Origin of the sequence: Amycolatopsis tolypomycina, from assembly GCF_900105945.1 — a bacterium.
Classification (GTDB): Bacteria; Actinomycetota; Actinomycetes; order Mycobacteriales; family Pseudonocardiaceae; genus Amycolatopsis; species Amycolatopsis tolypomycina.
The window spans coordinates 84,373-107,379 of the sequence record NZ_FNSO01000004.1 but is presented as its reverse complement, the minus strand read 5'-3'; the positions used below and the strand labels follow the sequence as shown (position 1 = coordinate 107,379).

Annotated in this window: 19 protein-coding genes; 5 read left to right on the top strand and 14 right to left on the bottom strand. The window is 71.3% G+C overall.

Features of this window, described 5'->3' with window-relative positions; genetic code table 11:
• Nucleotides 1–32 precede the first annotated feature (32 nt).
• Genes BLW76_RS11115 through BLW76_RS11105 form a run of 3 tightly spaced genes read right to left on the bottom strand, consistent with a single transcriptional unit; the run spans nucleotide 33 to nucleotide 2,761 of the window.
• A complete protein-coding gene (locus BLW76_RS11115; RefSeq protein WP_091306058.1) occupies nucleotides 33–917 on the bottom strand; it encodes an ABC transporter permease in 885 nt (294 codons plus the stop codon).
• Entirely contained in the window at nucleotides 904–1,695 is a 792-nt protein-coding gene (locus BLW76_RS11110; protein WP_091306057.1) for an ABC transporter ATP-binding protein, read from the bottom strand. Before BLW76_RS11110 ends, BLW76_RS11115 begins: the two co-directional genes overlap by 14 nt.
• A gap of 13 nt (nucleotides 1,696–1,708) precedes the next feature.
• Nucleotides 1,709–2,761, bottom strand: coding sequence for an ABC transporter substrate-binding protein (locus tag BLW76_RS11105; RefSeq protein WP_091306056.1), 1,053 nt, complete (start codon nucleotides 2,759–2,761; stop codon nucleotides 1,709–1,711).
• A gap of 380 nt (nucleotides 2,762–3,141) precedes the next feature.
• On the opposite strand from BLW76_RS11105, the gene BLW76_RS11100 reads away from it, so the two are divergent.
• Together BLW76_RS11100 and BLW76_RS11095 are read left to right on the top strand one after the other, a co-directional pair.
• Nucleotides 3,142–3,522: a hypothetical protein gene (locus tag BLW76_RS11100; protein WP_091306055.1), complete on the top strand. Its 381-nt coding sequence runs from the start codon at nucleotides 3,142–3,144 to the stop codon at nucleotides 3,520–3,522.
• 67 nt (nucleotides 3,523–3,589) lie between these two features.
• Nucleotides 3,590–4,177, top strand: a complete 588-nt coding sequence (locus BLW76_RS11095) for a dihydrofolate reductase family protein (RefSeq protein WP_091306054.1) — start codon at nucleotides 3,590–3,592, stop codon at nucleotides 4,175–4,177.
• 3 nt (nucleotides 4,178–4,180) lie between these two features.
• Here the strand turns inward: BLW76_RS11095 and BLW76_RS11090 are convergent, their stop codons facing one another.
• The 4 genes from BLW76_RS11090 to BLW76_RS11075 all read right to left on the bottom strand — a co-directional run bounded on the left by BLW76_RS11090 (nucleotide 4,181) and on the right by BLW76_RS11075 (nucleotide 8,334).
• Nucleotides 4,181–5,176: an RNA polymerase subunit sigma-70 gene (locus BLW76_RS11090; protein WP_091306053.1), complete on the bottom strand. Its 996-nt coding sequence runs from the start codon at nucleotides 5,174–5,176 to the stop codon at nucleotides 4,181–4,183.
• A gap of 82 nt (nucleotides 5,177–5,258) precedes the next feature.
• Entirely contained in the window at nucleotides 5,259–6,266 is a 1,008-nt protein-coding gene (locus BLW76_RS11085; RefSeq protein WP_091306052.1) for an S-adenosylmethionine:tRNA ribosyltransferase-isomerase, read from the bottom strand.
• Complete coding sequence (locus BLW76_RS11080; RefSeq protein WP_091306051.1) at nucleotides 6,263–6,916, bottom strand: SDR family NAD(P)-dependent oxidoreductase; 654 nt, start codon at nucleotides 6,914–6,916, stop codon at nucleotides 6,263–6,265. The genes BLW76_RS11085 and BLW76_RS11080 overlap by 4 nt, the downstream gene beginning before the upstream one ends.
• 44 nt (nucleotides 6,917–6,960) lie before the next feature.
• Nucleotides 6,961–8,334: a purine-cytosine permease family protein gene (locus tag BLW76_RS11075; RefSeq protein WP_091306050.1), complete on the bottom strand. Its 1,374-nt coding sequence runs from the start codon at nucleotides 8,332–8,334 to the stop codon at nucleotides 6,961–6,963.
• A gap of 134 nt (nucleotides 8,335–8,468) precedes the next feature.
• On the opposite strand from BLW76_RS11075, the gene BLW76_RS11070 reads away from it, so the two are divergent.
• Entirely contained in the window at nucleotides 8,469–10,004 is a 1,536-nt protein-coding gene (locus BLW76_RS11070) for a sensor histidine kinase (protein ID WP_091306049.1), read from the top strand.
• A 76-nt stretch (nucleotides 10,005–10,080) separates the two neighbouring features.
• Here the strand turns inward: BLW76_RS11070 and BLW76_RS11065 are convergent, their stop codons facing one another.
• Together BLW76_RS11065 and BLW76_RS11060 are read right to left on the bottom strand one after the other, a co-directional pair.
• Entirely contained in the window at nucleotides 10,081–12,012 is a 1,932-nt protein-coding gene (locus BLW76_RS11065) for a S53 family peptidase (protein WP_091306048.1), read from the bottom strand.
• A 302-nt stretch (nucleotides 12,013–12,314) separates the two neighbouring features.
• Nucleotides 12,315–13,451, bottom strand: a complete 1,137-nt coding sequence (locus BLW76_RS11060; RefSeq protein WP_091306047.1) for an ROK family transcriptional regulator — start codon at nucleotides 13,449–13,451, stop codon at nucleotides 12,315–12,317.
• Nucleotides 13,452–13,513: 62 nt separating this feature from the next.
• Between BLW76_RS11060 and BLW76_RS11055 the strand changes: the two genes are divergently transcribed.
• A complete protein-coding gene (locus BLW76_RS11055) occupies nucleotides 13,514–14,800 on the top strand; it encodes an MGH1-like glycoside hydrolase domain-containing protein (protein ID WP_143060608.1) in 1,287 nt (428 codons plus the stop codon).
• Nucleotides 14,801–14,849: 49 nt separating this feature from the next.
• On the opposite strand, the gene BLW76_RS11050 is transcribed toward BLW76_RS11055, so the two are convergent.
• Nucleotides 14,850–16,622, bottom strand: a complete 1,773-nt coding sequence (locus BLW76_RS11050) for a discoidin domain-containing protein (protein WP_091306046.1) — start codon at nucleotides 16,620–16,622, stop codon at nucleotides 14,850–14,852.
• A 353-nt stretch (nucleotides 16,623–16,975) separates the two neighbouring features.
• On the opposite strand from BLW76_RS11050, the gene BLW76_RS11045 reads away from it, so the two are divergent.
• Nucleotides 16,976–18,163 (top strand): glycoside hydrolase family 88/105 protein, encoded by a 1,188-nt coding sequence (locus BLW76_RS11045; RefSeq protein WP_091306045.1) that lies wholly within the window; start codon nucleotides 16,976–16,978, stop codon nucleotides 18,161–18,163.
• A gap of 217 nt (nucleotides 18,164–18,380) precedes the next feature.
• On the opposite strand, the gene BLW76_RS11040 is transcribed toward BLW76_RS11045, so the two are convergent.
• The 4 genes from BLW76_RS11040 to BLW76_RS11025 form a co-directional block, all read right to left on the bottom strand.
• Nucleotides 18,381–19,862, bottom strand: a complete 1,482-nt coding sequence (locus BLW76_RS11040) for a glycoside hydrolase family 28 protein (protein ID WP_091306044.1) — start codon at nucleotides 19,860–19,862, stop codon at nucleotides 18,381–18,383.
• Nucleotides 19,863–20,103: 241 nt separating this feature from the next.
• The gene (locus BLW76_RS11035; RefSeq protein WP_091306043.1) at nucleotides 20,104–20,730 is read right to left on the bottom strand and encodes a TetR family transcriptional regulator; all 627 of its coding nucleotides are present in this window, start codon (nucleotides 20,728–20,730) and stop codon (nucleotides 20,104–20,106) included.
• A gap of 16 nt (nucleotides 20,731–20,746) precedes the next feature.
• A complete protein-coding gene (locus BLW76_RS11030; RefSeq protein WP_091306042.1) occupies nucleotides 20,747–22,318 on the bottom strand; it encodes an alkaline phosphatase D family protein in 1,572 nt (523 codons plus the stop codon).
• A 27-nt stretch (nucleotides 22,319–22,345) separates the two neighbouring features.
• Nucleotides 22,346–23,002: an SH3 domain-containing protein gene (locus tag BLW76_RS11025; protein ID WP_208613267.1), complete on the bottom strand. Its 657-nt coding sequence runs from the start codon at nucleotides 23,000–23,002 to the stop codon at nucleotides 22,346–22,348.
• Between the last annotated feature and the right edge of the window lie 5 nt (nucleotides 23,003–23,007).

Below are 23,007 nucleotides of genomic sequence, written 5' to 3'. Positions count from 1 at the left end.
CCGGAAACCCGGCTTCGACATCCAAACGCGGATCAAAGCGACGAAGTCAGCCCACGCGCCCGCAGCACCGCACGCTCCAGCGGACGGAAAACCAGCAGCTCGATCCCCACCCCGACGAGCAGGATCAGGAAGATCGCCGCGATGACCTTCTCGATGCTGTTGAGCGAAGACCCCTGGTTCAGGTACGCACCCAGGCCCACTCCCAGCTGAGGAGACAGGGCGATCAGCTCGGCCGCCATCAGCGAACGCCAGGAGAACGCCCAGCCCTGCTTGAGCCCGGCCAAGAAGCCCGGCAGCGCCGCGGGCAGGAGAATGTGGCGGGCCGAGGCGAGCCGGTTCGCGCCCATCACCTGGCCCACGCGGGGCAGGATCGGCGGGATCTGGTCGATGCCGGACACCAGCCCGTTCGCGATCGACGGCACCGAGCCCAGCAGGACGACGAAGTAGATCGCGCCGTCGTTGATGCCGAACCACAGGATCGCCGCCGGGACCCAGGCGACCGACGGGAGGCTCTGCAGACCCGTCAGCAGGGGTCCGATCGCCGCGCGGACCACGCGGACCTTGGCCACGACCAGGCCGAGCGGGGTGCCGATGAGCACGCCGGCGACGAAGCCGAGCGCGGCGCGGTGCACCGACGTCCAGACGAACTCGAACACGTCGCCGGTGACGACGCGCTCCCAGAACTCGGCCCACACCGACAGGGGCGCGGGCAGCTGCGTCTCGGGCCAGAAGGCCGCCGCCCAGAGGATCTGCCAGACGACGACCAGCAGCACGAGCGCGGCCAGCGGGGGCAGGAAACCCCAGGCGAACCGCTTCCAGAAGCCGGGGCGGCGCTCCCCCGCCGGGGTGTCGAGCGAATCCAGTCCGGCGCCGACCGCGTCGAGGTCGGCTTCGGCGGACCGGTCAAGCTGCGGCATGGGTGCTGATCACCTCTCGCAGGTGCCCGGTGATGTCCTCGGTCAGCTCCTCGGCGTCGGCCAGCGGCACGTCCGTCCACTCGCGCACGACCCGGCCGGGCCGCGACGACAGCAGCACCACGCGCTGGCCGAGCCGGACCGCCTCGCGCACGTCGTGCGTCACGAACAGCACCGACGTGCCCGTGCTGCGGTAGACGCGCAGCAGCTCGCCCTGCAGGACGTCGCGGGTGATGGCGTCGAGCGCGGCGAACGGCTCGTCCATCAGCAGCAGCGACTGCTCCGGGTCGCCGCCGACGCGCAGCGTCGCGGCCAGGGCGCGGGCCAGTGCGACGCGCTGGCGCATCCCGCCGGACAGCTCGTGCGGCCGCTTGCCGCCCGCGCCGTTCAGCCGGACGAGCTCCAGCAGCTCGGCGGCCTTTTCGCGGCGCTCGGCCCGGCCGAAGCCGGCCAGCCGCAGCGGCAGCTCGACGTTGCGCGCGGCGGTCAGCCACGGCATCAGCGCGGCTTCCTGGAACATCACCGCCGGCCGGGAGGTGTTCAGCGTGATCTCGCCCGCCGACGGCGCGTCGAGGCCCGCGACCAGGTTCAGCAGCGTGCTCTTGCCGCAGCCCGACGCGCCGAGCAGGCAGACGAACTCGCCGGGCGCGACCGTCAGGTCGACGCCGTCGAGCGCGACGACCGCGCGGCCGGCGGTGCCGAACGTCTTGCGCACGCCGTCGAGACGGACCGCGGCCGTGCCGGTGAAGCTGGTGCGGCCGGTCGGGAGGGTCGTGGTCATCGCGGGCTGCCTCTCACTTGGTCAGTTCGGGAGCTACGACGGCGGGCAGGTTCTGCGCCTTCAGCACCTCGTTGAGCGCGCCGAAGTCGGCGAAGCCCTTGAGCGCGACGGCCGACTTCACGACCCCCGCCGTGACCGAGTCCTGCGCGAGCTGCGGGAACGCCGAGGCGACCGGGTCGGTGGTCAGTTCGATGCCGGAGAACGCGCGGTCCAGGACCGCTGCGCTCAGGGTACTGCCGGCCAGCTCCTTGAGCGCGCCGTTGACCACGGTCTTCGCGTCCGCCGGGTTGGCCTTCGCCCAGTCGATGGCGGCGAGCTCGCCCTTGAGCAGCGCGCGGACGGTGTCCGGGTGCTGCTGCAGGAACTCGCTGCGCACGATGACGACGGTGCTCGGGAAGCGGCCGCCCGGCCACAGCGTCTTCTCGTCGACCAGTACCTTCGCGCCGGCGTCGAGGACCAGCCGGGACGCCCACGGCTCGGGCAGCCAGCCGCCGTCGACCTCGCCCTTCCGGAAGGCGTCGAGCGTCTTCGGGTTCTCCAGGTTGGTGATCTTGACCTGGTCGGTCAGCTGCTTCTCGGACAGGAACTTCTTGAGCGCGACGTCCTGGGTGTTGGCCAGCTGCGGGGTCGCGATGTTCTTGCCCTTGAGGCCCTCGACGCTGGTGATGTCGGGCTTGACGACCAGCTGCGCGCCGCCCGAGACGGCGCCGGAGATCAGCTGGATGGCGCCCTTGGACTTGGTGAAGGCGTTGATCGCCGGGCCGGAGCCGATGAAGGCGACGTCGAGGGAGTTGCCGAGCAGGGCGTTGACCTCGTCGGGGCCGGCGTTGAAGGTCTGGGTGGTGAGCTTGGTCGAGCCGAGCTCGTTCTTGAAGAAGTCCTTCTTGACGCCGATGAGCGCCGGCGCGTGCGTCACGTTCGGGAAGAACCCGACGCGGACCTCGCCGGCAGCGCCCTGGTTGGCGGCGGGTGCGGCGCTGCTGTCGGCACGCGAACAGCCCGCGAGCGCGCCCACGGTGGTCAGGGCGGCCAGCGCCGAGGCCAGGAATCTCCGAGGGGTGCGCACGTCAGCATCGCCTTTCGTCGGTGTCGGGGGGAGGTTCGCACGGTCACCCACTCAGGCGCATGGCCATCCGCATCCCGGGACATCCGGTGAGATTTCTTGACATCGGCGGCCGCGGCGCCTAGGGCCCCGAGCGGGTCGATCCGTCAGGCTTGGATCCACGATCGTGAGTGCGCGTTGCCGGTTCGCGATGCACCCAATGTGGCGTTGGGTGCATCCAACGCACCGAACGCCACATTGGGTGCGTTCCCGCCTCCGCCAGAGATCGCGGGCCGCGGTGAGCCGGCCAGGACCTGGGGCCGCCGGGAGAAAGTCGGCGAAACGGGCAACCACCGGCGTCACCCGGACGTGGTAGAGGATGACCCAAGATTCGGGAGGAAGTCATGACGAGCAGGAGCCAGGGAGCCGTCGGCGTCCGCGTGGCGCTGGTCGTGTTGTTCATTGGCCTGGGGCAGGCGTCGTTCGAGTGGCTCCGGTCACTCGGGATGGACGCGCTGACGAGCGCTTTCGTCTGGGCCATCCCGGTCGCCACCGGGGCGGCCGTGGCGCTGGTGCTGTGGGTCGCCTCGGACCGGGCCTTCACCCTGCGTAATTGGCTGCCGGTGGCGATCTCCATCCCGGTGTACCTCGGGGGCGCGTTCGGCCTGGCCACGGGGACGGCGAGCCTGGTGGCGTCGATCGTCAGCGGCGTGGGGCTGGGGATCGCGGTGGTGGTGATCACCGGGCTGATCCGCTCGAGGCGGCGCGTCGAGGCCGGCCAGTAGGGGCACACCGATCAGGTTTCGCCGCCACGCCCGTCTTACCTGTGACACCGACGCACGGGAGGCCGGCATGGCACGGAAACTGATCTTCGGCATGAACCAGACCCTGGACGGCTACATCGCCGCGCCGGGGGACGACATCGGCTGGAGCGGGCCGCCGAGCGACGAGCTGTTCCGCTGGTGGCTCGACCAGGAGCTGGCGAGCGAGCTGACGCTGTACGGGCGCAAGCTGTGGGAGACCATGAGCGCCTACTGGCCGACCGGCGACCAGCAGCCCGGCGCCACCCCGCTGGAGGCGGAGTTCGCGCGGAACTGGCGGGACACGCCGAAGGTGGTGTTCTCCTCGACGTCCGACAAGGCCGGCAAGGCCGGCGAGCTCGGCTGGAACACCCGGCTGGTCACCGGCGACGCGGTCGCCGAGATCACCCGGCTCAAGGCCGGGGACGGCGGCCCGATGACCATCGGCGGCGCCACGCTCGCCGGGGCGGCCGTGCGCGCCGGGCTGGTCGACGAGTACGCCGTCGCCACCCACCCGGTCCTGGTGGGTGGCGGCACGCCGTTCTTCGCGGCCATGGACAGCCAGGTGCACCTCGACCTCGTCGAGACGCGGACGTTCCCCGGCGGCGTGGTGCTGACCCGGTACGCGACGCGGCGGTGAGCATCACCCGGCGGAGGGCGGCTCCAGCCAGGGTTTGCCGGTGGTGTCGAACCCGGTGAGCTCGGCGATCTTCCCGCCGTCGACGTGCAGGGCCGCGACGGCGAACAGCCGGTGCTCCGGGTCGCCGGGGGCGCGGAGGTAGAGCGCGGCGGCCGGCATGCGGTTGACCGTCGTGACGACACCGCGCCAGTCGTCGTGGCCGGGCTGGAAGAGCCCGCCGGCGACCCAGCCGTCCACCGCGTCCCCGGCCGTCGTGGTCACGGTGCCCGGGTCGGGCAGCATCGCGAACCGCAGGTCGTCGCGCAGCAGGGCCGCCAGCCCGGCGAGGTCGTTGCGCTCGTGGGCGTCGACGTACGCCCGCACCACGGCCCGCTCGGCCGCCGACAGCTCGTGGGTGGCGGGGCTCCGCCAGTCGAGACGGCGGCCGGGCAGCTGCGCGCGCATCGTCACGCGCGCCCGCTGCAGGGCGCTGGTCACCGAGGCGACGGTCAGCCCGAGGGTGCCGGCGGCCTGCGCCGCCGGCCAGCCCAGTACGTCGCGCAGGATCAGCACCGCCCGCTGCCGCGGCGGCAGGCGCTGGACGGCGACGACGAACGCCAGCTCGATCGTCTCCCGCGCCACCGCCGACTCCTGCGGGTCCTCGGGGAGCATCCGGTCGGGGTAGGGCTGCAGGTACGGCAGCTCGGAGCCGGGATCGGGTTCGACCGGCACCGGCGTGCGCTTCCCCAGGAAGTCGAGGCAGACGTTCGTCGCGATCCGGTGCAGCCAGGTCCGCAGCGAGGCGTCGCCCTTGAACGACTCCCGGCCGTGCCACGCGCGCAGGAACGTCTCCTGTGTCATGTCACGGGCGTCCTCGTAGTTGGCGAGCATCCGGTAGCAGTGCACCTGCAGCGCACGCCGGTGGCGCTCGGTGACCAGGGCGAACCGGGCCGGGTCGCCGGCGCGGGCCGCCGCGATGAACGTGTCCTCGTCGGCGCTCCGCGGGCTGGCGTCGGTCATGGTCGTCGATCCTTCCACCGGGGTGAGGGGGCTACCGGAACCGACGCCGCGGCGACGGATTCCTGATCGGTCCCCCCGCCGGTCAGTGGCGCAGCAGGAGTGAGACGTCCCCGAACTCGTGCCACAGGTACCGCTCGGCCACCGCCGCCGCATACGCCTGCCGGACCACCTCCGCCCCCGCCACCGCTTCCAGCAACAGCAGGTGCGACGCCTCCGGGGCGTGCAACCCCGTCACGATCCCGTCCACCACGCGCGCCGGGCGGTCCGGGCCGAGCACCAGGTTCGTCCAGCCCTCCGCCGCGCGCACCTCGCCGCCCGAAGCCGCCGACTCCAGGGCCCTGGCCGCCGTGGTGCCGACCGCGATCACCCGGCCCCCGCGCCCCCGGACCCACGAAACGAGGGCCGCGGTCGTCGCGGGGACGCGGAAGCGCTCGGCCTGCGGTGGCTCCCCCGCCTCCGGCGAGGACACGCCCGTGTGCAGCAGCAGCGGGGCGATCACCACCCCGTCGGTCACCAGGCGGGTCACCAGCTCGGGGGTGAACGGCCGCGCCGCCGAGGGCATCTCCGCGCTGCCCGGCTCGCGGGCGAACACCGTCTGGTAGTCGGCGAGGGGCCACGAGCGCGGGACGTACCCGTAGCGGATCGGGCGGCCGGCGGCGGCCAGCAACGACGGCACCGGGACCGACACCGACGCCCGCCACAGCCGGGCGGCACCCGGGACCGCCGGGGCCAGCAGCGTCAGCGACGCGTCCTCGGGCAGGGCAACGCGCTCCCCCGGACGGCCGTCGAGCAGCGGCCCACCCGGGGCGCGCAGCTCCACTACCCACGAGCCGTCGTCGAGGGCCGTCGCGAAGTGGACCGCGATCGGGCGGCCCGCCCGCCGCGCGTCGACCGCCGCCGGGAGGGTGCCCGAGGTGTTGACCACCAGGACGTCCCCCGGCCGCAGGTGGTCGCCGAGCGAGCCGAACGCCGTGTGGTGGACGCCCGACGGCGAGGCGACCAGCAGGCGGACCTCGTCGCGGGACAGGCCGCGGGCCTCCGGCGGGGCCGACGCCGACAGCTCCGGGGGCAGGTCGAAGTGGACGTTCATGCCGTCACCAGGAGGTCCGCGGCCCGGTAGCGGCCGCTCGGTGGGCGCTCGTCCAGCAGCCGGAGGAACGCCGGGACCGCCGTCGCCGGCAACGGCCGGTCCGAGATGTCCTCGCCCGGGAACGCGCGCTGGTGCATGGCCGTGCGCAGGTCGCCCGGGTCGACCGCGTACACCGACCGGTCCGGGTTTTCCGCGCCCAGGACGGCGGTGAGGTGGTCGAGGGCCGCCTTCGCCGAGCCGTAGCCGCCCCAGCCCTCGTACGCCTCGACGGCGGCGTCGGAGCTGACGTTGATCACGACGGCGGGCCGCAGCAGCTGGGTCAGGGCGAGCGGGGCGAAGACGTTGACGCGGTAGACGTCTTCCAGGTCCGCCAAGGGGTAGCGCGCCAGCGGCGGCAGCGGGGTGACCCCGAGCGAGCTGGCGTTGTTGACAAGCAGGTCGAGCGCCGGGCAGGCGTCGGCGAGCGCGGCGCGGTGGGCCGGGTCGGTGACGTCGCCGGGGATGGCCGTGAAGCCGTCCTGCTGCGCCGCCGAAGCCAACGCGGCCGCGTCGCGGGCATCGCCGATGACTGTCCACTTGCGACCGACCAGGGCGGCCGCGAGCGTGCGGCCCAGTCCGGCGGAAGCGCCGGTGACGAGTGCGGTGGGCATGGTTCCTCCTCCGAGGGGTGCCCCACCATCGTGAAACCTCTACATTACTTGAGGTCAACCGGAGTTCGGCCGCGGAGCACGGAATACGCTGCCAGCGAAACGATCAGGCCGACGTAGTACGCCAGGTCCGCGCCGTGCAGGGCCGCCGCGACCGGTCCGGTGTAGAGGGACGTGTTCATGAACGGCACCGCCGCGCCGAAGCCGACGACGAACGCCACCACCGCCGCCCACGGACGCACGGACACCGACGCCAGGACGTCCACGCTCCGGCCGCCGCGGGTGCGGGCGAGCCAGTCGGGCACCACCACGCCGAGGAACGGCGGGATCCAGTACGAGACGAACAGCAGCACGTTCTCGAACTTCGCCGAGAGGTCGCCGCTGTGCATCCAGAGGATCAGCGCGAAGGCGAGCACCGTGACGACCACCGCCGACACCGGGCGCCGCAGCCGGACGCCCACCGTCTGCAACGCCAGCGAGCCGCTGTAGTCGTTCATCGCGTTCGACGACACCGCCGCCAGCGCGATCACCGCCAGCGCCAGCGCGCCCAGGAACCCGCCGCCGAGCAGCCGGGAAATCCCGGACGCCGTGTGGTCGCCCAGCGACGACCCCAACGCGAGCCCGAGGCCTTCGCCGATCGCGTACGAGCCGACGAGGCCGAGCAGGGTCGCCCAGAAGACCGCCCGCGAGGACGTGGCCACGGGCAGGTACCGGCTGAAGTCCGACGCGTAGGGCGCCCAGGAGATCGCCAGCGACAGCGTGATGGTCGTGAACAGCACGACGCCGCCCGCCAGGTCGGCGCCCGCGGCGGTGTCGGCGACGGCGATCGGGTGTCCGGAAAGGACCTTCACGGTCAGCGCGGCGAACGCGAGCACCAGCAGCACGCTCATCACCGCCTGCACGCGGTGGATCAGCGCGTAGCCGAACACGCCGAGCGCGCACTGCAGCACCAGCACGATCAGCACCGCCACCCAGAACGGCAGCCCGGTCAGCTCGGCCAGTGCCTCGCCGCCGAACAGGCCGACCAGCGCGTCCCAGGCGATCGAGCCGAGCCACTGCACCAGGCCGGGCAGCACGACGCCGCCGCCGAAGGGCAGCCGGGCCAGCGGGAGCTGGCCGGTGCCGGTGCGCGGGCCCCAGGTCGACAGGTACGCCACCGGCAGCGACCCGAGCACGGTGCCGGCGAGCATCGCGGCCAGTCCCGTCCAGAAGCCGAGGCCGAGCGACGCCGCCAGGGTGCCGGTGAACACCGCCGTCATCGTCAGGTTCGGCGCGAACCACACGCTGAACAGCCGCCACGGGCGCCCGAACCGGTTGCCCGCCGGCACCGGCGCGATGCCGTGGGTTTCGATCGCCAGGTCGCGCCCGCCGGCCGGCATCCGCCCGCCGAAGACCTCGGCGCCCAGACCGCGTCCGCTCATGTCCCGCCTCCTGTCACGATCACCCTAAAGGGCAGCCGCGTGGTGTAACGCGACGGCCCGAACGGACGAATCACGGTTAGCCGTTGCCGGACTGCTTCACACACCCGTCAAGACCCATCGGGAGGGTCGCGAAAGTGCAGCACCCGCGGACGTCGGCGATGACCGGCCTGCTGGCCGCCGGGTGCGCGCTCGGCGTGGTCGCGCTGGCGCTCAAAGCCGGCGAAGGCACCCACTCGGCGCTCGACACCGCGCTCAGCACCACGACCGGGTTCCTCTTCCTGCTCGCGGGCGCGGTCGCGCACGTGCGGCGCCCGGCCAACCCGATCGGCGTGCTGATCGCGCTCGCCGGCGTCGCCCTGTTCCTCGAAGACCTGCAGTTCGCGCACGACCCGGTGCTGTACACGATCGCCGTGCCGCTGCGGGCCGCGTCCAGCCCGGTGATCGCGCACCTCGTGCTCGCCTTCCCGCACGGACGGCTCCGATCGCGGTGGGAGCGGCTGCTGGTGGCCGCGGCCTACCTGGTGGTGCTCGGCTCGGGCGTGGTCGGGCTGCTCGTCGACGACGACCCGCGCGACCTGCTGGCCCTCCGGCCGGGCAGCGGGGCCTTCGCCGACCGCGCGCTGGAGCTGGCCGCGACGGCGATCAGCGCGGGCGTGGTCGTCGTGCTGCTCTACCGGTGGCTGAGCGGCAGGCTGCCGCAGCGGCGGCTGCTCTCGCCGGTCGTGGTCATCGCGCTGGCCGGGGCGGTCACGTCGGGGGCGGGCACCGCGCTCGGCGACGCGCACCCGCTGTCCGACCCGCTGCTGCAGGCGTACCGGATCCTGTTCTGCCTGTGGCCGCTGGCGTTCCTGGCCGGGGTGCTGCGGGCCCGCGTCGGCAACGCCGAGATGATCCGGCTGCTGCTGGAACGCGACGGCACCGGGCTGGCCGCGCTCGTGCAGGACGACGAGGTGTGGAAGGACAGCCGGTCGATCGACGCGCTCAACGCGGCCGCCGGGCTGGTGCTGGACAACCAGCGGCTCACGGCCGAGCTGGAGCAGCGGCTCGCCGAGGTGCGTGCGTCGCGGGCGCGGCTGGTCGCGGCCGGCGACGAGGAACGCCGCCGGCTCGAACGCGACCTGCACGACGGCGCCCAGCAGCGGCTGGTCAGCGTCGTGCTGCTGCTGCGGATGGCCGCCCGCCGGTCCGGCGCCGAGCTGCCGCCGGAGATCCGGGCCGTGCTCACCGGCGCGGTCGACGAGCTGCAGACGGCGATCACCGAGCTGCGGGAACTGGCTCGGGGTATCCGCCCGGCGATCCTCACCGAAGCGGGCCTGGTGCCGGCGGTCCGGTCGCTGGCCGACCGCATCCCGATGGAGGTCGCGCTGACGGTCGGCACGGTCCCCCGCCTCGACGCGGCCGTGGAGGCGACGGCGTACTTCGTGACGTCGGAGGCGCTGACGAACGCCCTCAAGCACGCCCGGACCGACCGCGCCGACGTCCGGATCGAGGTCGCCGGGGCGGAACTGCGGGTGGCGGTGACGGACGCGGGCGTCGGCGGCGCGGACGTCGAGGGCGGCACGGGCCTGGCCGGCCTGCGCGACCGGGTGCAGGCCCTCGGCGGGGAACTCGACGTCGCCGGCGGCCCCGGCGGCACCACGGTGACCGCGGTGATCCCCCTGGCGAGCTGACCCCCGGGGGGGGGCACTTTCACGTGAAAGTGCCCCCTCGCCGGGACCGGCGAGAGGGCACTCCGTCGAGCACTGGCTAGACGAGCAGGAGGAACAGCAGGCCGTTCGGCGTGCCGAGCCCCGTCACGTCGTCGTAGCCGGGGGTGGTGTGGATGGTCAGGCCCTGGTAGTCCAGCGTGCGGACCGAGCGGAGCAGGCCTTCGGTGGCGTCGACCTGGTTCGCGTAGTCCACGCGGGCCACGGCGGCGTCCACGTGCTTCACGTCGCTGATCGCCGACGTGCGGGACGTCAGCTTGTAGATCACCGGGTTGATGAAGCCGTGGTGGAAGTGGTCGAAGCTGTCGGCCACCGCCATGATGCCGGCGAACACCGGCGACGCGAGGCTCGTGCCGCCGATCCGGTACTGGTCGTAGTAGGCGCCGTCCGGGAAGGTCTGCGTCTGGCCGACCAGGAAGCCGGTGTTCGGGTCGCCGATCGCGGAGATGTCCGGGACGACGCGGCCCTTCTTGTTGCCGGTCTGGTTCTTCTTCGCCAGCGCGTCCGGCACGACACCCTTCTGGTAGAAGGGCTGCTCGAACAGCCGGCTCGTGCCACCGCCGGAACCGCTGGTGTAGGCGGCCGGGCCGTAGACGCCGTCGGTCAGCGTCGACTTGCTGGTCTCCCAGCCGGTCTCGAAGATCTTCTTGCCGTCCTTGCCGATGGCGATGGACGTGCCGCCGACCGCGGTGATCCACGGCGCCGAGGCGGAGAAGTCCGGCGACGGCGTGCCGAGGCGCGCGACCTCGTCACCGTTGTCGCCCGAGGAGAAGTAGACGCCGATGCCCTCGAGGACCGCCTGCAGCGAGATCTGGTTGAACACCTTGACCTCGTCGGCCGGGATGTCCTCGCCGGTGTCGCCGTAGGAGTTCGACACGATGTCGGCCTTGTGGCCGGCGACGACGTAGTTCAGCGCGATGTCGAGCGAGTTGTCCTGGCAGTCGGACCCGCCGACGTACAGGATGTTCGCGCCCGGCGCGAGCCCGTGCGCGGCCTCGACGTCGAGGGTCTCCTCGCCGTACCAGCCGGCCGCGTCGCACTGGTCCGGCGGCTCCAGCTCGGGGTTCACCGGGAAGACGTGCTGCGAGAACTGGCTCTGCTTGAGCGGGTGCGCCGGGTCGTTCTTCTTGGCGTACGTGCTCGCGTCCGAGTAGATGGTCGGCGAGGCGAACGCGTCCACGATCGCGATCGTGGTGCCCTTGCCGTCCGCGCCGACCTTGTCGACGCCGTAGGCCGACCGCAGCTGGGCCGGGGTGTAGCCGCAGGGGGCGTACGGCAGCTGCTTGCCGTTGTAGGCGGGATCGGTGGTGTCGATCTTCTCGCCGTAGTAGGCGCTGCACGGCCGCGCGTTGCGGAAGCCGGGGCCGGGCGCGACGTCCGACGGCGTGCCGGAGCCGGTCTCGTGGTCCGGCTTGAACAGGTTGGTGGCCTGGTCGACGCCGACGACGCCGAGCACGTCACCGGCCAGGTTCGCCGGCACCGACAGGTTCTTGTCGGCGGCACGCAGCGTCTGGCCCTTGACCCGGTACTTGCCGAGGTCGACGGCGAACGCGTGCTCCGTCTGAGCCGCGGTGCCGGTGGCTTCGACGTAGGCGCGGTTCGACGGGATCTCGCCGATGCTGAACCCGTTGCCGCTCAGCCACGCCTTGACGGCGTCGACGGTCGCGTCAGTGGCGGCGAAGCGGTCGCGCACCTGGTCGGGGCTCAGGTACTGCCGGTAGGTCTTGCTGTCCGGGTCGGACACGGCCTGGGCCAGCGCCTCGGCGCCGGCTTTGTCGCGCTGGTTGAGGTAAACCCGGAAACTCAGCTTCGCGGCGGGCGCCGTGTCGGCGACCTTCGCCTGCGCGTTCGCCCACAACGGGTGCGACTGCGGGATGTCCTGACGTCCCTGCGCGGACGCCGTCGCCGGCAGGGCGCCGGTCAGGCCACCCACCACCGCGAGCGAAAGGAGCAGGGTGGAGCTTCTTCGCACAGAAATCTCCCTCTTGGAAACGGCCCCCGGAAATGGGCCTGGGAACACCGGGTGAGACTAAGCCGGTGTTCCGCTCGCGGGGAAGTGCCTGCGAAACCGTTATCTCGCCAGGAATTCGCGAGTCGTTAACCATGGTAAGGAAATCCGATTTGTCGCGGCGAAAAAGCGAGGAATAGGGTTTTATGTGCGCTTGGTCCGGTTCGCGACAGGACCGCGGACCACGCGCCGAGAGCGGACACCACCTACTAAAGTCGGTCGCCGAGTCCACTCCGGACAGTCCGGGGGTGGCGGTACTTCGGCCGTCACGCCAGCCGCCGGTCGACCGCCGCCGGGGCGAACACCGCGTCGACCACCATCGACACCGCGCCCGCCACCGCCATTCCCTCCCCGCGGCCGCCGATTTCCACGCGCAGGTTCTGCGTCGCCCGCGGCAGCGCGCGCCGGTACAGCACCTCCCGGAGGCCCGCGACGAAATGCGGCTCGGCGAGGTCCCCGGCGACCACCACGACACCCGGGTTGACCACGCACACCAGCGTCGCCAGCACCTCGCCCACCTGACGGCCTGCCACCTCGGCCAGCCGGACCGCGGCCGGCTCCCCCGCCGCGATGCGGTCGCGGACGCCCGAGCCCGACTCCGTCGGCAAGCCCAGCTCCGTCAGCCTCGCCGCCAGCGCGCCGCCGCCGGCGACCGCCGCGAGGCAGCCGTGGGAGCCGCACAGGCAGCGTGCCTCCGGGTGTCCCGGCAGCCGGATGTGGCCGATGTCGCCCGCGCCGCCGTCGATGCCGCGGTACACCTCGCCGCCGAGGACCAGGCCGGCGCCGATGCCCGTCGACACCTTCACCACGACCAGCGCCGCCGACTCCGGGTAGCGGGCGCGGTGCTCGCCCAGGGCCATCAGGTTCGCGTCGTTGTCGACCAGCACCGGGGCGCCGAAGCGGGCGCCGAGGTGGGCGTCGATCGGGTAGCCGTCCCAGCCCGGCATGATCGGCGGCTGGGTGACCCGGGCGCGGCCGGGCTCCACCGGGCCCGGCACGGACACCCCCACACCGCACACCGGGCGGCCCGTCTCGGCCCGCAGCGCGTCGAACCACTCGGCGATCCGGTCGAGCACGGGCTCCGGGCCGTCGGCGACCCGCAGCGCGCCCGCGCGGCGGGCCAGGACCCGCCCGGCCAGGTCGGTGACGACCGCTTCGGCGTGCGTCGTGTCGATGCTCGCGGCGAGGACGACCGCGTGCTCGTCGTCGAACCGCAGGTACCGCGCCGGGCGACCCCCGGTGGAGTCCTCCTGGCCGCCTTCGGCGAGCAGGCCGGCCGCCTGGAGCAGGTCCAGGCGCGCGGTCAGCGTCGAGCGCGACAGCCCGCTGCGGACCTGGAGCGCCTTCCGCGTGGTCGCCTGCCCCGTCCGGACCAGCTGCAACAGCTCGCCGGCGCTGGTCATCCCGCGGCCCCCTTCGGACTTTTGTCCATTGACAAGACACAAGTCGGAGATAGATTGGACATATGAACGTAACACGGGAGCGGGCCGCGGCTGTCCTGGCGGGCAACTGGCTCGGCGCGTCCACCGTGCCCTCGCGCTCGCTCTACCCGCACCAGTGGAGCTGGGACTCCGCGTTCATCGCCTTCGGCCTGCGCCACCTGTCCCCCGCGCACGCCCGGCGCGAGCTGCGCACCCTGTTCGCCGCGCAGTGGGCCGACGGCCGCGTCCCGCACATCGTCTTCGACCCCGAGACACCACCCGAGGCGTACTTCCCGGGGCCGTCCTTCTGGCAGGCCGGCCGGACGTCGGGCCTGGTCCAGCCGCCGGTCCACGCTCGCGCCGCGCTCGCCGTGCACGAAGCCGAGCCGGATCCCGCGTTCCTCGCCGAGCTCTACCCCCGGCTCGTCGCCTGGCACGACTACCTGCGGACCAGCCGCGACGTCGGCGGCCGCGGACTGGTGGCGATCGTGCACCCGTGGGAGTCCGGCATGGACAACAGCCCGGCCTGGGACGAGCCGCTCACCCGCGTCCCGCTCGCCACCGGGTTCGTCCGCCGCGACCTCCAGCACGGCGACGCCGGCGACCGGCCCAGCGACGAGGACTACGGCCGGTACGTCCGGCTCGCCGCCGCCTACCGCGACAGCGGCTACACCGACCCCGGCGACTTCGTCGTGGAAGACCCCGGCTTCAACGCCCTGCTGGCCGACGCCGAACTGGCACTCGCCGGGATCGCCGAGGAGCTCGGCCTGCCGTCCGACACGCACCGCGAAGCCGCGGCCCGCCTCGAGAAGGCCATGCAGGAAACGCTCTGGGACGACGGCTTCTTCTTCGCCCGCGACGTCCGCACCGGCACCCTGATCCGCGAGCACACGTGCGCGGGCCTGCTGCCGCTGGTCCTGCCGGACCTGGCGGTCGCGCCGGCCTTGCTGGCCGCCGCGACCGGCCCGCGCTTCCGGCTCGGCCGCGTGCACGGCGTCCCCAGCTACGACCTGACCGCACCGGGCTTCGACCCGGGCCGCTACTGGCGCGGGCCGTCGTGGTTCAACGTCGGCTGGCTCGTCCGGCAGGGCCTGCTCCGCCACGGCGAGCACGTCCTGGCCGCGCGGCTGAAGCACGACCTCGTCGAGACGGCCGCCCAGACCGGCTTCGCCGAGTACGTCGACCCGCTGACCGGCGCCGGGCACGGCACCCGCTCGTTCAGCTGGACCGCGGCACTGACCGTGGACCTGCTGACCGAGCGGACCTGTGACAACCGGAGCTTCGCCCCGGGCCGGGGGCTCCGCCACCCGGAGCCCCCGAACGGCGGCTGAGGAACGGGCCGCCCAGCCGCATTCGGGGGCGGCTGGGCGGTCTGTCAGCTCAGCCCGCCGCGGTCGCGTAGTCCGAGCCCACCCAGGTTTCGTCGATCCGCAGCCGCTTGTAGCGCGAGCTGTCGCTCGATGCCGCGTACGTGCTCGTCACCTGGAGCCGCACGTACCGGGCGTTCACCGCGGACAGGTCGACGAACTGGACACCGCGGCGGCTCGGCAGCGTCCCGGACTTGACCGCGCTGCCCCAGTTCTTGCCGTCGTCCGAGACGAAGATCTGGTACGCCTTGATCCGCGCCGACTGCTCGGTGTCCGAGCGGGCGTAGCTGACCGAGTCCTCGCGCTGGTTGATCCCGAGGTACTGCACCTTCTTCGCCGCCCCGAGATCGTAGTCGAGGTTGACCGGCAGCGTCTTGTTGTTGTCGAAGTAGGTGAGGTAGCTGCCATCACCCGCTGACTGTCCACTGTGGCCACTCGCCGACGCGCTCGCCTTGAGCGTCACGGTCTTCGGGTCGTACGTCCCGGTGCGGCCCGCCGTCTCGACCTTGAACACCGTGTCGTAGGTGTCCCAGCCGGACAGCCCGGTGAACGTCAGGCTGCCGCCGCCCTGGCTGAACGCGATCGCCGCGCCGGTGCGCAGGTTCGTGACGCGGCGGACGCGGTAGCCGTTGTCGCGGATCTTGAGCGTGCTCCCGGACGGCTTGGTCAGGACGTGCACGTACTGCACGTCACCCTTGATGGTGATGACGCCGTGGGCGCCGTCGTTCCAGAAGCCCGGCTGCATGCCGCCGTACATGTACCCGGCGCCCTCGGTGCCGCCGAGGGACTCCCAGATCGCGTCCAGGTACGTGTCGGCGAAGTTGTTGAACGCCTCCTGGTTCGACGGGAACTTCCCGTTCACCATCGCCGTCTCGGCCATCAGCGACTTGATCGACGAGCCCGAGTTCGTGACGAACCGGCCGAGGTTGAGCATCTTGTTCACCGCCGAGTTCGACCCGCTGTACCACCACGCGCCGGCGTCGGGGAGCTTGAAGCACGCCTCGGTGAGCCGCGGCATCGCCGTGTACGTCGCCTGCGGGTAGTCGTACGACGGTGTCATGCCGGTCTTCTGCTCGTTGCTGATCGTGTCCATGATCGGCGTGTCTTCGTTGTTGTTGCTGAGCAGGTAGTCCGGGCGCTGCTGGTAGATCTGCCGGTACAGGTCGTGCGATTCCCAGTAGGCGTTGTCGTTGTCGATCCAGAAGCCGGCGAGGTCGGGGTGGTTCTTCATGACCTCGAAGAAGTTGTCGTAGCTGAACTGGCCGAAGCCGCTCTGGCTGTCGAGGTCGACGTCCTTGCCCTTGTACTTCGAGTAGCCGGCCGAGTCGAGCCATTCGTGGCCGCCCTCGTCGTGCCACTGGGCGTCGTTGGTCATGTAGAGGACGACCTTGAGCCCGCGCGCTTTCGCGGCGGCGATCAGCTCGCCGAGGAAGTCCCGCTTGGTGCTGCAGCTGCCGGGAATCTTCGACGGCCAGGCCCGCGCGTAGCCGAGACGGCTGTGGAACGACGCGAGCACGAGGTAGGACGCGTGCAGCTTCTCGGCTTCGGTGACCCAGTAGCCGGGACTCCACCCGCCGTCGGTGACCGCCTTTTCCCAGGCGCTGCAGCTGGTGTAGCCGGGAGCCGTGCGCATGCCCCAGTGCAGGAACAGCCCGGCCTGGCTGTCGCGCAGCCACTGCTGCGACGGCTTCTGCAGGTCGGCCGAAGCCGGCGCGGTGCTGAGCCCGGACGCCGCCAGTACCGCCGCGCCTGCGACGAGCACCCGGCGGAGGAACCTGTTCGCCATGAACGACCTCCAGTGGTCTGGTCCACTCGGTGGTGTACTCCTGACAGCGACGGCCGGTCAAGGCTGAGATCCGACCTTTTCGCAAAGTCTCGCTGGTCGGTACATTTCCACCCGGCCGTTCGGGTTAAATATCTGATATATGACGCAAGAGATCCGATCTCTCTTGACTCCGCGTCGGGCAGGCGAGTAGATGTTCTCCCCGAGAGCGCTTTCGCTCGCCAGACCATCGCTCCGGCGACACGGGCTCCCGCGCCGCGCCCCCCAGAGCTGGTCGGGATGCCGACGGACGGCGGATCGGCATCCCGGCCACCCTTCCACCGCGTCGCGGGGCCAGTGCACGAAAGGGACAACGTATGTCCGAACATCCCCTTCGCCCGACCCGGCGTGCGGTCCTGGCCGGGACCCTCGGCGCCCTGGGCACGCTCGCCGCGGCGGGTCCCCTCGCGCGGGCGGCCGAACAGCTGCCCCCGATCGGCGGTGCGGCGCCGCCACCGGACTGGTCGCGCGCGGTCATCGACTCGACGATGCGGCGGTACACGCCCGACAAGATCGGCGGCTGGGGCTACACCCTCGGCCTGTACCTCTACGGCCAGTACCTGTTCTACAAGCGGACCGGCGAGAAGAAGTACCTCGACTACATCATCGCCTGGTACGACCGGTTCATCACCGACAGCGGCATCTCCAACAGCTTCACCAACCTCGACTCGATGCGTTCGTGCCAGATGCTGCCGCTGCTGTACGCGGAAACGGGCCGCAAGAAGTACAAGACGGCGGCCGACCAGCTGCGCAAGCGGTTCCCGTCCTACCCCCGCACGTCCGACGGCGGCATGTTCCACGCCACCAGCAAGGTCGGCCAGCTGTGGGGCGACGGCGTCTACATGGCCCAGCCGTTCCTCGCGCTGTACGGCGCGGCGTTCGGCGACGCGGACTACTGCTTCGACGAGGCGGCCAAGAACATCGTCGTGTACTTCGGCCACCTGCGCGAACCCGCGAAGGGCCTGCTCTACCACGCCTACGACGAGGACGGCTCGGAATCGTGGGCGTCCGGCTCGGGACGGCACTCGAAGTACCACTGGGCTCGCGCGATCGGCTGGTTCGGCATGGCCACCATCGACATCCTCGAGGTGCTGCCCGCCAACCACCCGCGGCGGGCCGCGCTGATCGACGTCGTCAAGTTCCTGGCCGCGGGCTACCAGCGCTACCAGGACGCGTCGACCGGCCGCTGGTACCAGGTGGTCGACCGCGGCGGTGACCCGAAGAACTGGCTGGAGACGTCGGCGTCGTCGATGTACACGTTCACGCTGGCCCGCGGCGTCCAGCGCGGCTACCTGCCGACGTCCTACCAGGCGGTGGCGGACAAGGGGTACGCCGGCGTGCTGAAGAAGGTGTCGCTCGGCTCGGACGGCCTGACGAACATCACGGACATCGGCGAAGGCACCAACGTCGGCGACCTCTCCTACTACTACGCCCGCGCTCGCAAGACCAACGACTTCCACGGCCTCGGGGCGTTCCTGATCATGAACGAGCAGTACTCGCACTGACCCTTGTGACGCCGCAGAAGGGGCCCCGGCTCAGCCGAGCCGGGGCCCCTTCGTCCGTGCGCAAACGGTCGACACGCGTGATTGGAGGGTCAACTCGCGTGATTGGAGGGTCGACACGGCCAGGCTGGGCCGCTTGCGCCGTGTCGCCCCTGGGATCACGCGTGTCGACTGCTCGATCACGCGTGTCGACCCTTCGATCACGCGGGATACGGGGACGTCAGCAGTTCGAGGTCGAGCCCGAGGTGTTGAGGCGCAGGGCCGAGCCGGACGTGGTGGCCGAGTCCTTGACGCAGTAGCCCGTCACCGACTGGAAGCCGATGTCGAACGGGCTCTTCGCCCCCTTCTCCGCCGTGAAGTGGTCGAACGTGATGTCCGCGCTGTTGTTGACGATGCTCGCCGGGCGGCCGTCGTCCTTGGCGAACTCCACCGAGCTGTCGGTGAACCGGATGCCGGCCGCGTAGTGCAGGTACCAGCCGTACGACGGGCGGGTGCCGATGCTCTTCGGGTTGTAGTCCGTCGCCGTGTTGCTCGGCACGCCCGTGCCCATGGTTCCGTTCCCGCCCGGCACGTTCAGCTGCACGCCGGTGAACGTGACGTCGGAGACGCGGTGACCGCTGTCGGCGCCCCAGATCGTCGGGCTGAAGTTGCTGCCGGTGTGCGTTCCGGTGATGTTGTCGAACGTGATGCCGCTGATCGAGCCGACGCCCGGGTTGTTCCCGCAGCGTTTGCGCGTGCCGATCTTCAGCATGATCGGCGAATAGGTGCCGGACATCGTGATGTCGCGGTAGTGGACGTCGGAAATCTTCGCGCCGTCCATCGAGACGATGCCGATGCCGGATTTGTGCGCGCCGGTGATCGTGATGCCCGAGAAGTGGTAGCCAGTGAAGTCGCCGCACGTTTCGGAGCCGAACATCAGCGCGTTGCAGCAGACCGCCGACAGTTTCGCGCCCGTCACCGTCACGTTGCCGTTCGGCAGTTTCGCGCCGAGCGCGTAGTCGCTCTTGAACACCAGTGCGTCGTCGTTCGCGGCGATGTTCGCGTTCGTGATCGTGACGTTCGTGGTGCTGATGATGTTCCAGCCGTCGCGGTCGCTCGCGGTGTCGATGGTCAGGCGGTCGGACACGACGTTCGTGCAGCCGTTGATCAGGGCCGCGAAGTGCCCGCCGCGGCGGAGCTTGATGCCGGACAGCGTCAGTCCGTCACACCGGGTGAGGGACAGGATCTTGTCGGCCTCGCCGGACTTCGGGTTGCCGGTGATGAGGTTGCCGCCGCCGTCGATCGTGCCCGCGCCGGTGAAGCCGATGTTCGTCAGCTTGTCGCCGTAGAACATCGCGTTGTGGAAGTGGCTGTGGCCGTAGTCCTGGTAGTCGTCCCACTGGTTCGGTTCGGGCTTGTCGTAGGTGTCCGCGCCGGACCCGGTGATCGTCGCCCCGGCGTCGAGCTGGATCGTGACGTTGCTCTTGAGGTGAACGGTGTTCGCCGACTTGTACGTGCCAGAGGTGAACCGGACCGTGCCACCGCCCGCCGCGTTCGCCGCGGTGATCGCCTTGTCGATGGCGGCGGAATCGTTGGCCGACCTATTTCCCTTGGCGCCGTAGTCCTTGACGTCGTAGACGCCGCCCGGTGCGGCGGCGGAAACGCCGGCACCGGTCACCACCAGCCCCGCCACCGCGCAGGTGATCAGCAAGATTTTCTTCACCGTGGAACCGCCTTGTCATGGAATCGGAAAATTCGGCATGACGGCGGAACACCCAGATTACGAGCGGTACCAACGGAATGTCAAGATCGCGGGACCGGGGACCCGCGCCACCCCCAGTCGGGCGCGGGTCCCCGTGATCGTGGCTTCGGTCCATTCAGGATTCTCGGAGTCTACCTTCACCGGGCCCGGGTGCCCCGTGCGTTTTTCACGACGGCAACGTGAATCCGGCATGTTCGGCGAGTCAGGCGAACCCTACTCCGGACGACAGCAGCGTGAACGCCCGTTCGGCCGCCGCGACGGCCGCCGGAAGACGCCGGTCGGCGGGCACCCCGGCCGCGACCGCCGCCATGTTGGCCCCGGCCAGCGTCCGGCGGACCGCGGCGATCTGCGCCGCGGCGAGACTCGCGTCGGGCGCGCCCACACCCGCCTCGGCCAGCGCGGCCGCCAGCGCCACCTCCCCCGCGGAGGTGAATTCAGCCAGCCGCGCTGCCAGCGCCGGCGTGCCGGTGACCAGCCGGAACACCGCGACCACCGCGGGGAGGTCGCACAGCCCGGTCACCGGCTCCCGCTCCTCGAGCCCCCGCAGGAAGGCCTCCCGCAGCGCGGCCAGGGGTCCCTGGTCCGGCCGGCGGGCGCGGACGACGTCCGCCGCGTCGGTCTCGTGGTCGGCGAACCGGTGCAGCACGAGGTCCTCCTTGGTCGGGAAGTAGGCGAAGAGCGTCCGCTTGGACACCTCCGCCACCCGTGCCACCTCGGCGACGCCGACGGCGTCGAACCCGCGCTCGAGGAAGAGCTCGATCGCCGCCGTCGAGATCGCCGCCCGCGTGCGGAGCTTCTTGCGCTCCCGCAGGCCCGGTTCATCGGTCACGTCACGCAGCGTAGCTTCAGACCTGCTGGAGGCCCGGCTTGCCCGCCTGGATCACGTAGCTGCGGTCGGCCTTGATCACCACCGACGCCGGGTCGTAGACGCTGGTGTCCGACGTCGTCATGAAGTCGGCCCGCGTCTGCGCCGGCGTGGTCGTGACGCGGACGTAGCCGCGCTCGCCCTTGCAGTACTTGACGTGCGGGTTGTTCGCGTTCCAGGTCGCGTCGGGCGGCGAAGCGTTGTCGCTGTTGCTCGTCACCGACGTCGTGACCAGCTCGGAGCCGATGACCGGGGAGCTGTGGTTGAAGTAGTCCAGCCGCAGGTCGGCGGCCCAGTGCCGGTGGACGTCGCCGGTGAGCACCACCGGGTTGGCGACCTTGCGGTCGACCCAGCCCTGCTGGATCCGGTTGCGGGAGGCCTCGTAGCCCTGCCAGGAGTCGTTGCTCTCGCAGGTGGCCTTGTTGCCGTCGGAGTCACGCGTGGCGAAGAAGACCTGCTGGCCGAGGAAGTCCCACGTCGCCGGGTGCGACTCGAACTGCTTGAGCAGCCACGCCTCCTCCGTGGCGCCGAGGATGCTGCGGGACGTGCTGCGCATGTCGGCGCAGGCCGGGCCGGCGTCACCGGACGGGTCGGGCACCTGGGCGCTGCGGTACTGGCGCGTGTCGAGCATGTGGAAGCGGGCCAGGTTGCCCCACATCAGCTGCCGGTACAGCTGGATCGACGCGCCGTTCGGCTTGGCCGTCGAGCGGATCGGGGTGTTCTCGTAGAAGGCCTGGAAGCCGGCGGCCTTGCGCGCGGCCGGGGCGGGCGAGGTGGTGCCGTTCCAGTTGTTCATGACCTCGTGGTCGTCGAACACGACGATCCAGGGCGCGATCGCGTGCGCGGCCTGCAGGTCGGCGTCCGTCTTGTGCTGGGCGTGGCGGGCGCGGTACTGCGCGAGCGTGGTGACGTCCTCGGTGAAGGCCAGGCTGCGCGGGTTGCGCTCCTGCGCGGCGCGGCCCGACTTCTTCTCGTAGATGTAGTCGCCGAGGAACAGCACCAGGTCCGGGTCGTCGGCCACGATGCCCTTGTACGCGTGGTAGTAGCCCTCCTCCCAGTGCTGGCAGGAGCTGAAGCAGTACTTGAGCTGGTTGACCGCGGCCCCGGCGGCGGGCGCGGTGCGCGTCCGGCCGACCGGCGAGATGTAGCCGGAGCTCTTGAACCGGTAGAAGTACTCGCGGGCGGGCTGCAGCCCGGTCGGTTCGATGTGGACACTGTGCCCGGACGCGCTGACGGCGTTCACCGAACCGCGCTGCACGACCGAGCTGAACGCCTCGTCGTTCGCGATCTCCCAGTCGACCGCGTAGGTGGCGTCCGGCATGCCGCCGAAGCCGTCCGGGTTGAGCGGCGAGGGGGCGAGCCGCGTCCACAGCACCACGCTGTCGGGCAGCGGGTCGCCGGAGGCGATGCCGAGCTGGAACGGATCGCGGATGGGGGGAGCGGCGGCCGTGGTGCGGGCGTTCGCCCACGACGGCAGCGCCGCCGAGGCCGCGGTGGCGGTGACCGCGGCGAGCCCGCCGAGGAGCACCTTGCGCCGGTTGACCTGACCCATGGGAAAGCCCTTTCTCGGGAACGGGCCTCAGGCCGCGTAGTCGGTGATGCCGTCGCTGCAGGACAGCAGCTCCGGCTTGGCGGTCGTGTAGTTGGCGACGCACACCTTGTAGAAGAGCCAGCTGCCGCGCGGGACCGAGACGGCCTTGTCGACCTTCGTGCCCTCGCCGCCGGAGTTCCAGACGTAGAACGGGCCGGCGCCGCCCTTGAGCCAGTAGGCGACCACGGCGGAGTAGCCGTCGGCTTTCATGTCGTAGACCAGGAAGTGGGAGTCGGACGCGCGGTACTGCGCCTCGCCGGCGCAGGCGTCGGCGCACTGGCCGCTGCCCGAGCCGACGCCGCAGTCCGGCGCGATCCGCGTGTCGGAGTTGGTGAAGACGTAGGTGTCCGAGATGTACCCGCCGAGCGCGGGCACGTAGTCCCACAACGTGCTCGTGCCGTAGGTCCCGGTCACCGACGCGCCGGTGATCTGGCAGTCGATGGTGACGGCGGCGCCGTTGGCGACGGTCTTGACGGCCGTGGCGCTCGCGGTGGGCGCCCGGCGGACGTTGAGCGGGTCACCCGCGGTCTTCACGGTGCCGCTCGCCGCCGCCGACGCCTCGATCGCGCCGCCGGTCAGGAGCGCGCCGACCGCGGCCATGACCAGGCCGGAACCGGCGATACGCCGGAGTTTCGATCGCTTCATGGCCG

Bases quoted from the DNA above. Each gene is read 5' to 3' on its own strand.
- BLW76_RS11115 (WP_091306058.1), bottom strand. From the start codon at position 917: ATGCCGCAGCTTGACCGGTCCGCCGAAGCCGACCTCGACGCGGTCGGC.
- BLW76_RS11110 (WP_091306057.1), bottom strand. From the start codon at position 1,695: ATGACCACGACCCTCCCGACCGGCCGCACCAGCTTCACCGGCACGGCC.
- BLW76_RS11100 (WP_091306055.1), top strand. From the start codon at position 3,142: ATGACGAGCAGGAGCCAGGGAGCCGTCGGCGTCCGCGTGGCGCTGGTC.
- BLW76_RS11095 (WP_091306054.1), top strand. From the start codon at position 3,590: ATGGCACGGAAACTGATCTTCGGCATGAACCAGACCCTGGACGGCTAC.
- BLW76_RS11090 (WP_091306053.1), bottom strand. From the start codon at position 5,176: ATGACCGACGCCAGCCCGCGGAGCGCCGACGAGGACACGTTCATCGCG.
- BLW76_RS11085 (WP_091306052.1), bottom strand. From the start codon at position 6,266: ATGAACGTCCACTTCGACCTGCCCCCGGAGCTGTCGGCGTCGGCCCCG.
- BLW76_RS11080 (WP_091306051.1), bottom strand. From the start codon at position 6,916: ATGCCCACCGCACTCGTCACCGGCGCTTCCGCCGGACTGGGCCGCACG.
- BLW76_RS11075 (WP_091306050.1), bottom strand. From the start codon at position 8,334: ATGAGCGGACGCGGTCTGGGCGCCGAGGTCTTCGGCGGGCGGATGCCG.
- BLW76_RS11060 (WP_091306047.1), bottom strand. From the start codon at position 13,451: ATGACCAGCGCCGGCGAGCTGTTGCAGCTGGTCCGGACGGGGCAGGCG.
- BLW76_RS11055 (WP_143060608.1), top strand. From the start codon at position 13,514: ATGAACGTAACACGGGAGCGGGCCGCGGCTGTCCTGGCGGGCAACTGG.
- BLW76_RS11050 (WP_091306046.1), bottom strand. From the start codon at position 16,622: ATGGCGAACAGGTTCCTCCGCCGGGTGCTCGTCGCAGGCGCGGCGGTA.
- BLW76_RS11045 (WP_091306045.1), top strand. From the start codon at position 16,976: ATGTCCGAACATCCCCTTCGCCCGACCCGGCGTGCGGTCCTGGCCGGG.
- BLW76_RS11030 (WP_091306042.1), bottom strand. From the start codon at position 22,318: ATGGGTCAGGTCAACCGGCGCAAGGTGCTCCTCGGCGGGCTCGCCGCG.
- BLW76_RS11025 (WP_208613267.1), bottom strand. From the start codon at position 23,002: ATGAAGCGATCGAAACTCCGGCGTATCGCCGGTTCCGGCCTGGTCATG.